We start from the raw sequence: 11,585 nt of genomic DNA, 5'->3' as shown, positions 1-11,585 counted from the left end.
TGGTCGCCACTGTGGATCTCACGGTCCCAGTGGTCTGGGTCCTGGCGCTGCGCGAGGACGGCCGGATGCCGTGCAGCCTCAGCTCCGCCGGTTCCGGGGCCGACCCGGTGGGGGCGGCCAGGGCTGGTCTGTGGGAGCTGTCCCAGCTGGTCAGCGGGGGAGTGAACTGGGATGTCGAGGAGAGCCGCCCGGCGGTGGCCGATCCCTGGTTGGTCGACGAGATGCTCGATCACCACAAGCGGTACGCGTACCCCGAACTGCTTCCCCGGATCGAGGCCATGCTGGGCGGACCGGTGGTGAGCCTGGCCGAGGCGTTCCCCGGCTGGCCCGGAGTCTTCACCAGCGCCGCTCAAGGAGACGTCACACAGGCACTGCGGTTTGTCGCCGGGCTGTTCCGCCAGGCCGGTCTGGACCGCATCGTGGTGGTGGACCAGTCCACGCCCGAGCACACCGCAGCCGGACTGTCGGTCGTCAAGGCGGTGGTTCCCGGCATCCTGCCGATGTGCTTCGGGCAGGCGCAGCAGCGGCTCGCCGGACTTCCGCGGCTGGCCGCCGCGATGGCGGCCACGGATGGCACGCCGCCGCGTTACGAGGACTTCCCGTTCGATCCCCATCCGTTCCCCTGAGCGCCGTCGCACGAGCACTGTCGCACCCGTCGAGCCCCCGCCGAGCACGCAGTGAGCAATCGCCGAGACCTGAGAACCCGTCGGAAAGGGCAGCGCCACCGATGACCACGACCGATGTCCGGCTCTTCGCCCACCGACAGGGCGCCTTGCGGGTCGTCCTGGCCGAGCCGATCCAGGGGGACCGCAACGCACCCACCACGGCCACCCTGACCCCGACCGCGGCCCGGGGCGCCAAGGGGCGGCCGCTTCCGGCCGGCACCCATCGACTGCTGGCCGACGCACCGTACCCGCAGCCGCTGAGGCCCGCCGCCCGCTCGGCCGTGCCGCCCGGGGACCTGCTGGGCCACCTGCTGGTCGCCGCCGTCGGCCTGCAGCGACGGGAGCCCTCCAACCGGTTCAACGACCACCGCTCGGTCGCCTCGGTGCGCAGCAAGTTCCCCGTGCACGTCTTCGTCCTGGCTCCCGACGGGTCGTTCGCCTACCTGGACCTCTACCGGCATGCACTGGTCGATCTGCCGGACACGGTGGCCGCCGACGGCGAACTCGCGGGACTGCTTCCCGCCCAGGGCGACGTCACCGTGCTCCTGGCTGCCCGTTTCACCGACCTGCCCGCGCTGTACGACCGTCTGCGGTGCCCCTTGGGCCTGCTGGAACTGGGCATCAACCTGCGCGCCCTGCACCTTGCCGCGGACCTGCTGGGTGCCCGGGCCCGGCTGCGGCTGGACGGAGCGGTCACTGCCGCGGGCGCCCGCCTGCTGGCAGGCACCGGTCCCGGGGCCTGGTCACTGCCGCTGGTCGTGACCCTCGAAGGCGTCGGCCCGCTCCCGTCGAGCCGCCTCCTGCCGGGCGCGGCCGGGTCGGGCCTGCCGCAGGACGATACCGAGCGCGCGCTGCTGCGGCAGGGGGCCGACGACGACCTGCTGCTGGAGGCCGCCGAGGTGACGGCGCCGCTGGCCGGGCTGTCCTGCGCTGAGGTCGAACCGACGTGTGGTGTGCCGGAGCTGCCGGCCGCTGGTCCCGGCACCGTGCGGCCCAGCTGGGCCGAGACTCTGTGGAACCGGACCGCTGGTCGGGTCCCTGCCGCGGTCACAGGGTTCTCCGCCAGGCCCACCGTGCTCGGCGAGGACTGCTTGGCGGACATGCTCGCCTGGCTCGGCGGGCCCGCACCGGGGCCGCTGCTCGCCGAGGTGGGTCGCAGGGTGCGCACCACCGTCGCGCTGCAGCGCCTGGCCGGCCTTCCCACCGGCCGGTACACGGTGGTGGCGGGGCGGCTCGAGTCCGAGCAGACGGACCCCGGGATGCTGCGCACGCTCCAGGGCGCCTTCGGCTACCCCCTCGGGCCCACTACGGACAGCGGGTTGCGCCATGCGAACGCCGTGTGGGTCTTCTCCGCCGACCTCGACAGGATCCTGGACGAGTTCGGGCCGGCCGGCTGGTCGCTGCTCCAGTTGTGGTGCGGCTGGGCCTCGCACGGGTTGGCGACCGCCGCCGCCGCACACGGCCTGTTCGCCCGCCCCGTCCGGTCCTTCGACGAGTTCCGGCTGCAGCACACCATGGACCTGCCCCGCGAGATGCTTCCGCTGTTCAGCGTCATCTGCGGCCGCTCCCGGTTCGCCGAGCCGATGCTGGACCTGCGGGTATGACGACGCCCCAGGACATGGGCTGGCGCAGCTGGCACCTGCACATCGCCACCTTCGTGCCGGCAGCGCTGGACGCCGTGGTCACCGAGGTGGTGGGCCCGCTGGCCGACCGGCTGGAGCTGCTGGAGCCCGACGGTCCGCCGTGGTTCTTCGTGCGTTACTGGCAGGGCGGCCCGCATCTGCGGCTGCGCGTGAGTGGACTGACGCAGGCCGAGAGCAACGGCGTTGAGGTTGCCCTGGCCAGCCGCCTGCATGTCCTCGACGCCGCTACGCCGCCCGCGCAGCGAATCGACCAGGAGACCTACGCCCATGCAGTGCGACGGCTCGCGGCCGCGGGCGAGCAGGGGGTTCCGCTGCCGGCCGGGGAGTTGCTCGCACCAGGGGTTCGACGGGCTACCTACCAGCCTGAGTACCAGCGCTACGGCGGCCGTCACCGTATCGCGGAGTCCGAGCTCCTCTTCCACTGCTCCAGCCGCGTGGCCCTGCGCGCCTGCCTGGCCAGAGCCGGCACCCCGCACGCACTCGCCTCGGGGCTGGAGGCTTTCGCCGCCGCCTGCTCGGTCCTCGACGGTGGCGAGGACGGTCGTTCCGGAAGCCGAAGCCGCTTCCTCACGGCGCAGCGGGACGCGTGGTTGGACTGGACCTTGCCCAGCGACACCGAGCCCGACAGCTCCGTCCCGTCCCACACCGCCGATACCCGCCGACAGCGTGCCGTGATCGCCCAGGCACAGGCCGCCGCGCTCGGCACCCTCGCCCCCCGGCTCCGGGAGGCAATGCGTGACGGCGACCCGCGCTGGGCGGAGTGGACGGACCCGCTGGGAGCCGCGCTGCGCACCTGGACGGCGGAGTTCGGTTCCGCACGCGCCGCTGGCATCTTCGGCTCGCACCTCCATATGACGGCCAACCGGCTGGGAGTGGGCCTCGGACAGCAGACCCGCATCACCGAGCTGCTGCTGGCCCTGCTCGGCCCGGCCACCCCTCGGCCCGGGCCCGACTGATTGTCCACCGCACCGTTACGGGCTCTCCACGGTTGGGACCTTGCCCAGCCTCGCCGCTCTGACCCCGGCCTGGAACCGGCTCGAGGCACCCAACTGATCGAGAATTTCCGCTACATGGCGTCGGCAGGTGCGCAGCGAGATGCCCAGGCGGCGGGCCACGGTCTCGTCCTTGGCCCCGTCGGCCAGCAGTTGGACGATTCGCTGCTTGAGCTCGATCCCTGTTCCGTCCGGGACCGGCACCGACTCCTGCGGCTGCGCTGCCTGCATCCAGGAGGCCTCGAAGAACTGTGTCAACTGCCGTACCACGGCAGCATGCTGGATCACGGTGACCTCCGCGGCTCCCGGGGAGGGGATCAGGGCCACGGTATCGTCGATGATGAGGACTTCGTGCAGTCTGGTCCAGGTCGTCCTGACGACGCGATGGCTCTGCCCAGCTATCCCGTGCTGCAACCACGTTGGGCGGCTGATCAGTTCCCGTACGGACAGTCGGGGGTCCGGCCAGGCCACCCCTTGCACCGTCAGGCGGTCCAGGAACGGCGATTCGGACGAGCGGACATGCAATATTCGCCGAGTGCCCTCGGCTAATGAATCCACCACGAGTTGAATGGCCCTCTCGCAGGGCAGTGCCAGAAGTGCCGACCCGTCCTGCTCCTGGCAGTTCCGGCAGCTTCGACCGGTCAGGGGCTTGACCTGCGCCTGCGCCTGCGCCAGTTCGACCTGCCACCGCCCCATCTCTTCGGACAGTCCCGCCAGCAGCTCGGCCACCTTCTCCAGGGGGCGTTCGACCTCGTTGGTGGAGTCGCCGTGGTCGATTGGCAGCGGCATCTGTGTCCGATCCACTTGTGCGGCGGTTGAAATGAATGGACGGCGAGAGCGGCGTCGGAATGGAGCTGACAGTAAATAGGAGCACCGAAGAGCTGTCTGACGGTATATCAGCTCAGGCTTTGCTGGCAACTCTGCCGGGAGTCCTTGGAAACCAGGACGGGGTGCACACCGTGGCTGCGTTGCTCGCGCCGCCGCCGTGGCTCCTCACGTTCCACCGCAGGTTCGCCGCTGAGCGCCGAGTTGCGGCCGCGAGCTTGAGCGCAGCAGAAGAGGTGTCCGCCGTTACGATCGCTGCCCAGACTTCGGGGGCGGATGTCGGCGGCAGGCGCTGAGGTCCGTGCTCGCCGTCGATGGAAGAGCTGTGAACACGCACGTGGACTGGTCCGGAGTCCGGCAACGCGTTATTGCCGTAGAGGAAGCCGAGCGTCGTGCCCGTGGCCGTGAGCCGTTGTCCTACCCGTTGTTCGAACCTGTCCTGACATCGGCCCAGATCGCCGAGGCCGAGGAACAGTTGGGTGTCGCGCTCCCTGAGGAGTACCGCACGTTTCTGGCGGAGGTCGGGGGCCGGCGGCCCCGGTCCAGGCCACCTCTCGTCGTTGTGCCGGATCGACGGGAAGTGGGGATGGCTCTGGGACACCGCAGGGCACCACTGGCAGCTGGGCCCGGGCGGGCCGTTCGCCGAGACGGAAGGCTGGGCCGGCCAACAGGGAGCGACCCTTCGCGCCGCCTGGTACGAACCCACCACGCAGGACGAGGACATCGACTACCTGGACGACTACCGTGAGGCCTTCGGCGACGAGGCGTGGTACCTGGAGCGCGGCCGGGGCGCGGTCCTCATCAGCGACCACGGCTGCGGGATGGCCGGCCGGCTCATCGTCGTCGGCCCGCACCGCGGGGAAGTCCACGACCGGGACTGCGAGACCGAGTCGCCCTTCGAGCCGTACCTCGACGCGAAGGGCAACCCCCACACTTTCCGCACCTGGTACCTCGAATGGCTCGAGCGACGCGAGAGCGCAGCACGATGATCAAAGGCTGGTGACGCTTGCCCGGCCCACGTGGGTGGCGGTCTTCGGTGCAACTCCTCCAGGAAGTAGCACCCGATGAGCGATGTGACTGTCTATGTCGAGGCAGTTGAAGAGGTTCGGCCGATCGAGCCGCCGGCGGATCTGCTGGTCGACCAGCTAATCGGGCAGCTGGTCGGCCGGGCTCGCGCCCAGTGGCCTGCAGCTGACCGGTGAGGGAGATCCACGTTGGTGCTGTGTCTGGTCGCAGTCGAGAGGGAGCCCTGGCGCGGCTGGCGTCATGGGTCTCCGGCTCCCTCTCGGTGCTGCTGAACTGTCGCTGACTGTCAGCTACTTAGCCGAGATCGAACACTGCCGTGACCGGAGCGTGGTCCGACCAGCGTTCCGCGTGGGTCGCGGCGCGTTCGACGCGGGCGTCGACGCAGTTGGCGGCGAGGGTGGGGGTGGCCATCTGGTAGTCGATGCGCCAGCCGGTGTCGTTGTCGAAGGCGCGGCCGCGGTAGGACCACCAGGAGTAGGGGCCCTCCTGGTCGGGGTGGTGGGCGCGCAGGACGTCGACGTAGCCGTGGTCGTCGAGGACGCGGGAGAGCCAGGCGCGTTCCTCGGGGAGGAAGCCGGCCTTCTTCTGGTTGGCCTTCCAGTTGCGGAGGTCGACCTCGCGGTGGGCGATGTTCCAGTCGCCGCAGACCAGGACCTCGCGGCCCTCGGCGGCGGCGCGCTCGCGCAGGGCGCCGAGGTGGACCAGGAACTCCGCCATGAAGCGTTCCTTCTCGTCCTGGCGCTCGGTGCCGACCTCGCCGGACGGGAGGTAGAGGGAGGCGACGGTCAGGCCCGGGAGGTCGAGCTCGGCGTAGCGGCCGGAGACGTCGAACTCGGCGGAGCCGAAGCCGATCCGGGTGGCGTCCGGCTGCCGGCGGGAGAGCACCGCGACTCCGGCGCGGCCCTTCGCCTCGGCCGGCGCCCAGACCGCGTGCCAGCCGTCCAGCCGGGCCAGCACCTCGCCGATCTGGTCGGCCTCGGCGCGGACCTCCTGCAGACAGACCACCTCGGACTTGGTGTCGTCGATCCACTCCAGGAAGCCCTTTGCGGCGGCGGCCCGGATCCCGTTGACGTTGACCGTGGAAACACTCTTCACCCGGCGAGCGTACCGGGTCGCGGCTGCGACCGGGGCGCGAAACCCGGCAGGAACCGCTCCCATTGGTCTTGACCATGTCCACGGGCACCCCCTACTGTCACTTACTGCAAAGACCTTTAATAAAGAAGGACGGATAAAGCCCGCCCTCCCCACCTGCCGAAACCGGGGAGCCGTGGCGGGCCGCCGCCCTTCAGGGTGGAGGACACGGTGGGGCAAGGAACGCTCACGGCGGTTGCGGAGCCGAAGTACTGGCACCTGCGCACGGTGCTGCTGCGCACCATGGACGCCGAGTTCTCCACCGGCCAGGTGATGCCCAACGAGCGTGAGCTCTCCGCGCGCTTCGGTGTGGCCCGCGCCACCCTGCGGCAGGCGCTCGACCAGCTGGAGCTGGAGGGCCGGCTGGTCCGCCGCCGCGGCATCGGCACCCTGGTCGCCGCCCCGCGCGTCGGCATCCCGGTCGGCGACCGCGAGTCCGGCCGCGCCGGGTCCGCCCGCGGCCAGGAGTGGAAGGTCGTCGACTGCACCACCGCCACCGCGTCCGCCGCGCTGGCCCGCACCCTGGGCATCGCCGAGGGCGAGCAGGTCCACACGGTGCGCCGCCTGCGGATCGTGCAGGGCGTGACGGTCGCCGCCGAGTCGCTGCACGTCCCGGCCGCCGGCCTGCCGCACCTGGCCGTGGTGGTCGACGAGAACGACCGCGCCCGCGGCGTGCTGCGCCAGCTGGAGCGGCTCGGCGCCGACGGCGAGTCCCGCTCGGTCGAGCTGGGCGTCGCCGAGTCCGCCGAGGCCGCGCTGCTGGAGCGCCCCCCGGGCACCCCGGTCCTGGTGGTCACCACCCAGTACGCGGCAGCGGGCCGCCTGGCGGCCGTCGGCGTCTCCACCTACCGCGCCGACACCTGCAAGCTCACCTTCGGCGAGTCCGGCGCGGCCGTCCAGGTCGCCGCCCCCGCCGCGGCCACCGCCGCTTCCTGACGGGTCGTCAGGAGAGTCCGAGCGGCACTGTCGGAGCCACCCCCTACGCTCCTGCCCGTAGCAGGCAGAACGTGAACAGGGGTGGCACGGCGATGAGTTCGACCGATTCGAGGGACCACGGCAGTGCGCTCGTCGAGCGGGTGATCGCCGCGGTGGCGGCCGATCCGGGCCGGCCGGTGCTCGGGTACAACCGGTTCGCCGGGCCGTGGGTGGAGGGCGAGCCCCGGCCGCGCGGTGTCGACGCGTTCCCCGGCGGGCATCCGCTGTCGCCGGGCCTACGGGCCTGGTTGGCGTACGACGGTGGGATGTTGGAGCGGCACGGCTGGTTCGACGAGGACGGGAACCTCGCACCGCGCACCCTCGGGGAGATCGCGGCGGACGAGTTCGGCGAGCCGTGGCACGCGTGCTTCGAGCCGTTCTCGGAGCGGTTCGGCGGCTGTTTCCTGCTGCCCGGCGGCTCCGATTCGCGCCGCGTGCTGTCGCTGGGGCCGAACGGCGAGCGCGACGAGTCGGGCGAGTACCCGGTGTTCGCGCTCGACGTCGACGACCTGCCCTGCGCCGTGCTGATGTACCCGGGCTTCGACGCGTACCTCGCCGACACGGCCGGGATCCTGCACCCGGCCGAGGGCGAGGGCTACGACGTGCTGAAGAACGACCGGCGCTACGCGCACCGGATGCGCACCCACGCCCGCGACCGGTTCGGCGGCGAGTACGAGCTGACCTGTCTGCCCTGAGCGAGCCCTACCGGTTGGCCGTGGGCGGGTCCACCGCGAACAGCTGTTCCTCGACGTGGTCGAGGGCGATCCGCAGCGCGCCCATCGCGACGACCTCCGAGCCGAGCGCGGCGAGGGCGACCTCGGGCGCGCGCAGCGTGTAGCGGGAGAGCTGTTCGCGCAGCGGTTCGAGGACGCCGTCCAGGCCGGCCGCCCAGCCGCCGACCACGACGAGCTGCGGGTCGAGGGCGAGGACGAGCGCGGTGACGTCGTGGACGAGGCGGCCGAGGAAGCGGTCCATGGCGACCTGGGCGACCTGGTCGCCCTCCCGGGCGAGTCGCAGGACGCGGGCCACCGCGGCCTCGTCCAGCGGGTCGAGGGGCTGGCCGGTGGTCGAGAGCAGGCGTTCGGGGGTGACCTGGCGGCCGAGCAGGTGGAGGGCGCCGATCTCGCCGGCCGCGCCGCCGTAGCCGCGGTGGAGTCGGCCGCCGATCAGCGAGCCGGCGCCGGGGCTGAGGCCGGCCATCACGAACACCACGTCGCCCTTGCCGACGGCGCTGCCCTTCCAGTGCTCGGCGATGGCGGCGAGGTTGGCGTCGTTCTCGATCACCACGGGGCAGCGGAAGGAGCGGCGCAGCCGGGCGCCGAGGTCGAGGCCGGTCCAGCCGGGCATTGCGGTGCCGAGCTGGACGACGCCTTCGCGGTCGACGATGCCGGGGGTGCCGACGGCGACCTCCCACAGGCTGTCGCGGGAGACGCCGGCCTTCCTGAGCACTTCGGCGACGGTGCCGCGGAGCTGGGTGAGCCGCTCCTCGGCCTCCATCGACTCGTCCACCGGCTTGGCGTGGCTGGTGAGCACCTCGCCGGCCAGGTCGGCGAGGATCACCCGCAGGTCGTGGACGCCGATCTCGATGCCGAGGACGTGCCCGGCCTCGGCCCGGAACCGGAACCAGCGGGCCGGGCGGCCGCGTTGACGGCCCGACTCCTGGACGTGGTCCACCTCGGCGACCAGCCCGGACTCCAGCAGCCCTTCGATGACGCCTTCGACGGTGGGTCTGGACAGACCGGTGTCGCCCACGAGTTGGGTGAGGGTGACGGCCTGTCCGTCGCGCAACGACCGCAAGGTGACCGCCGCGTTGATCCGCCGCAGCAGTGAGGAGTCCCCGCCGGTAAGACGATCCGCCAAGTCGCTGCCCTTCCGCTTCGCGCGCCTGCCCTTGCGCGCGGTGCCGTGGACGCGGGTCGCGGCGCACCGGCGTGTGGTGCCGGGAGCGCCCCCGCGCAAGCCGTCGCCCGCGACCGGGCACTACCGTGTGCCGCGAACCGGGGCGTCTGCCCGGATCGTACTCGGGCGCCCTCCACGGAGCGAGCGTTTCCGCAGCTCATCACGGCTTCGGTATCGAAACGGTACGTGGCCTGTGATCGCCCGGTGATCGCCCGGCGGCGAGGCGATGGCACCGGAGCGGTGATCGTTGGCCCTAGGCTGTGCGCCATGGGGAACGACACCGCCCTGCGGGCGGGTACTGCGGATCGTCAGCTCGGGTCCGCTGATGCGGAGTTCGTGCGCGCCCACACCCGGCCGGGCCCGGTGCCGTTCGTGCCGGAAGTCCGGCTGCACATGGCGCAGGATGCGATCGCACTGTGGGAGGTCACCGAGCGGGAGCGCGGGGAGATCGGACTGCCGCCGCCGTTTTGGGCGTTCCCGTGGGCGGGCGGCGTCGCGGTGGCCCGGCACGTGCTGGACCGGCCCGAACTGGTCGCCGGGCGCAGCGTGCTGGACCTGGCGGCGGGCTCCGGCCTGGTCGGCGTCGCGGCGGCGCTGAGCGGCGCGTCGCAGGTGCGGGCGGCGGAGATCGACGCGTACGCGGTGGCGGCGATCGCGGTGAACGCGGCCGCCAACGGCGTGTCGGTGACGGCGGAGCTGGCGGACGTGCTGGACGGCGACGGCGACGGCTGCCAGGTGGTGCTGGCCGGAGACGTGTTCTACGAGCGGGCGATGGCGGCGCGCTTCCTGCCGTTCCTGGAGCGCGCCGCCGCCCGGGGCGCGACCGTGGTGGTCGGCGACCCGGGCCGCGCCTATCTGCCGCGCGAGCGCTTCACGGCGCTGGCCGAGTACGCCGTCCCGGTCGCCGCGGACCTGGAGGACGCGGCCGTGAAGACCACCACGGTCTGGGCCCTGCGCGGCTGACGCTCCGTCAACTCGCCGATCCGAGGCGGGTGGTGGCCGGAACGGGCGGCGGGTAGCAGTTCATGCCGGTCCAGGTCGGGCTGGGGCTGGGCACCAGGGCGGCCGGGCCCGGTGCGCGGGTGCTGGGCGGCGGCGCGCCGGTCATCGACGGGCAGACCGGGATGTACAGGTTGCCGACCAGTGAGATCTGCTGCACCTGGTAGGGGCCCTGGCCGTACCAGCCGTGGAAGTACACGCCGAGGACCTGGGTGGTCGGGCCGATCCTGACGGTGGCGTGCAGCTCGGTCCGGCCGCTCCCGTCGGCCCAGCGGTACACCTCGGTGGTGTCGCCGCCGGAGACCCCGACGAAGGCGAACGAGCCGGCCACCGTCGCCGTCAACTCGTAGGTCCCGTAGGGCTGGACGGACACCAGCTGGGTGCAGCCGGCGAAGTCGTGGCTGCCGGGCCGTCCCTCGATGCCCTGCTCGGTGCGGGTGACGTCGCCGGTGCAGGTCCAGTTGTCCTCCAGCGGGCCGTGGAACGCCCCGTCCTGGACGGTGTCGCGGACCGAGGCCCGGGCGTCGGCGGTGCCGAGCAGCCCGAGTCCGACGGTGGAGGTCAGGGCCAGGGCGCCGGCCAGGGCGGCGAAGCGGTGGCGGGGGCGGGCACGTGAGCGCATGGCGAACTCCGGGGTGGGGGAGGAATGGGCGTGCGGTGCTCGGCGGGCGGTCAGCTGCCGGACGGGCCGGGGGTCCGGCTGGGCGTCGCCGTCGGCGTCAGGTAGCACGGACTGGCCGACGGGGTCGGGCTCTCGGCGACCGGGATCGGGGTGCAGGTGGTCCGCGGCTGCCCCGGACCCCACAGCTCGACGGCGCTGATCCGGTACGGGCCCTGCTGGTACCAGCCGTGGAAGTACACCGTCAGCGTGCGGGTGTCCGGGCCGGTGGTGACCGTCCCGTTCAGCACGCTCCAGTCGGTCCCGCTCGACCAGAGGGCGACGTCCGTGGTGCCGGAGCCGGTGACGCCCGCGAACACGTACGGCCCGGTGACGCGGGCGCTGAGCCGGTAGGTGGAGTTCGGCTCGACGGTGACGGTCTGGGTGCAGCCCGCGTAACCGGTGTCGGTCGGGAAGCCCTCCAGCACGCCGAAGGCGTCGGACGGCGGGAGGACCCGGCCGCTCTCGCAGCTCCAGCCCAGCATCCGGTTGCCCTGGTTGAAGTGGCCGTTGTCGACCACGTCGACGGTCGGCAGCGCCGCGGACGCGGGAGTGCCGAGGCCGAGCGCGGCGCCGGCCAGCGCGAGGGCGCCGGCGGCGAGGCCGAGCGGCAGGCCGTCGCGGCGGCGGTCGCGACGGGTGGTTCTGGGTGCACGCATGCCATCTCCGAGGTGGGGAGGTCGGGACGGGAAGCGGTGCGAGGGAGTGGCCCACACCTTGCTGGGGCGGGGGCGGTGCCGTCAAGGGCGGGGCGGCAAATGACTGGTGGGCG

12 protein-coding genes and 2 pseudogenes are annotated in these 11,585 nt (G+C 72.3%); 9 read left to right on the top strand and 5 right to left on the bottom strand.

Annotated elements, in window-relative coordinates; genetic code table 11:
- The 3 genes from IEZ12_RS26395 to IEZ12_RS26385 form a co-directional block, all read left to right on the top strand.
- A partial coding sequence (locus IEZ12_RS26395) for a YcaO-like family protein (protein ID WP_189275333.1) occupies positions 1-626 on the top strand: 626 nt, incomplete at its 5' end.
- A gap of 101 nt (positions 627-727) precedes the next feature.
- Complete coding sequence (locus tag IEZ12_RS26390; RefSeq protein WP_189275331.1) at positions 728-2,269, top strand: hypothetical protein; 1,542 nt, start codon at positions 728-730, stop codon at positions 2,267-2,269.
- Entirely contained in the window at positions 2,266-3,264 is a 999-nt protein-coding gene (locus tag IEZ12_RS26385; protein WP_189275329.1) for a thiopeptide-type bacteriocin biosynthesis protein, read from the top strand. Before IEZ12_RS26390 ends, IEZ12_RS26385 begins: the two co-directional genes overlap by 4 nt.
- 15 nt (positions 3,265-3,279) lie before the next feature.
- On the opposite strand, the gene IEZ12_RS26380 is transcribed toward IEZ12_RS26385, so the two are convergent.
- A complete protein-coding gene (locus IEZ12_RS26380) occupies positions 3,280-4,089 on the bottom strand; it encodes a helix-turn-helix transcriptional regulator (RefSeq protein ID WP_189275327.1) in 810 nt (269 codons plus the stop codon).
- 337 nt (positions 4,090-4,426) lie between these two features.
- On the opposite strand from IEZ12_RS26380, the pseudogene IEZ12_RS40675 reads away from it, so the two are divergent.
- The 3 genes and pseudogenes from IEZ12_RS40675 to IEZ12_RS26370 all read left to right on the top strand — a co-directional run.
- Positions 4,427-4,654 (top strand): annotated as a pseudogene (locus tag IEZ12_RS40675) (SMI1/KNR4 family protein); the annotation flags it as partial.
- Between the two features lie 31 nt (positions 4,655-4,685).
- On the top strand, positions 4,686-5,114 hold the full coding sequence (locus IEZ12_RS39165) for a hypothetical protein (RefSeq protein ID WP_229848045.1): 429 nt from the start codon (positions 4,686-4,688) through the stop codon (positions 5,112-5,114).
- Between the two features lie 75 nt (positions 5,115-5,189).
- Positions 5,190-5,331: pseudogene (locus tag IEZ12_RS26370) on the top strand (IS256 family transposase); the annotation flags it as partial.
- Between the two features lie 114 nt (positions 5,332-5,445).
- On the opposite strand, the gene IEZ12_RS26365 reads toward IEZ12_RS26370, so the two are convergent.
- The gene (locus IEZ12_RS26365; protein WP_189275321.1) at positions 5,446-6,246 is read right to left on the bottom strand and encodes an exodeoxyribonuclease III; all 801 of its coding nucleotides are present in this window, start codon (positions 6,244-6,246) and stop codon (positions 5,446-5,448) included.
- Between the two features lie 207 nt (positions 6,247-6,453).
- Here IEZ12_RS26365 and IEZ12_RS26360 point away from each other — a divergent pair, with 207 nt between their 5' ends.
- Positions 6,454-7,218, top strand: coding sequence for a GntR family transcriptional regulator (locus IEZ12_RS26360; RefSeq protein ID WP_229848043.1), 765 nt, complete (start codon positions 6,454-6,456; stop codon positions 7,216-7,218).
- Between the two features lie 92 nt (positions 7,219-7,310).
- Positions 7,311-7,952, top strand: a complete 642-nt coding sequence (locus IEZ12_RS26355) for a hypothetical protein (RefSeq protein WP_189275319.1) — start codon at positions 7,311-7,313, stop codon at positions 7,950-7,952.
- A gap of 7 nt (positions 7,953-7,959) precedes the next feature.
- Here IEZ12_RS26355 and IEZ12_RS26350 read toward each other — a convergent pair whose 3' ends face one another.
- Positions 7,960-9,117, bottom strand: a complete 1,158-nt coding sequence (locus tag IEZ12_RS26350; RefSeq protein ID WP_189275316.1) for an ROK family protein — start codon at positions 9,115-9,117, stop codon at positions 7,960-7,962.
- 306 nt (positions 9,118-9,423) lie between these two features.
- Between IEZ12_RS26350 and IEZ12_RS26345 the strand changes: the two genes are divergently transcribed.
- Positions 9,424-10,119, top strand: a complete 696-nt coding sequence (locus IEZ12_RS26345; RefSeq protein WP_189275314.1) for a class I SAM-dependent methyltransferase — start codon at positions 9,424-9,426, stop codon at positions 10,117-10,119.
- Between the two features lie 7 nt (positions 10,120-10,126).
- Here IEZ12_RS26345 and IEZ12_RS26340 read toward each other — a convergent pair whose 3' ends face one another.
- Both IEZ12_RS26340 and IEZ12_RS26335 read right to left on the bottom strand, forming a co-directional pair.
- Positions 10,127-10,777 carry a hypothetical protein gene (locus IEZ12_RS26340; RefSeq protein WP_189275312.1) on the bottom strand — a complete coding sequence of 217 codons (651 nt, stop codon included), beginning with the start codon at positions 10,775-10,777 and terminating at the stop codon, positions 10,127-10,129.
- Between the two features lie 50 nt (positions 10,778-10,827).
- On the bottom strand, positions 10,828-11,472 hold the full coding sequence (locus IEZ12_RS26335) for a carbohydrate binding domain-containing protein (RefSeq protein ID WP_189275310.1): 645 nt from the start codon (positions 11,470-11,472) through the stop codon (positions 10,828-10,830).
- Positions 11,473-11,585: the final 113 nt, after the last annotated feature.

Source organism: Kitasatospora griseola (genome assembly GCF_014648555.1).
Classification (GTDB): domain Bacteria; phylum Actinomycetota; class Actinomycetes; order Streptomycetales; family Streptomycetaceae; genus Kitasatospora; species Kitasatospora griseola.
The sequence above is the reverse complement of the archived record's forward strand: the minus strand, read 5'-3'. Positions and strand labels throughout refer to the sequence as shown.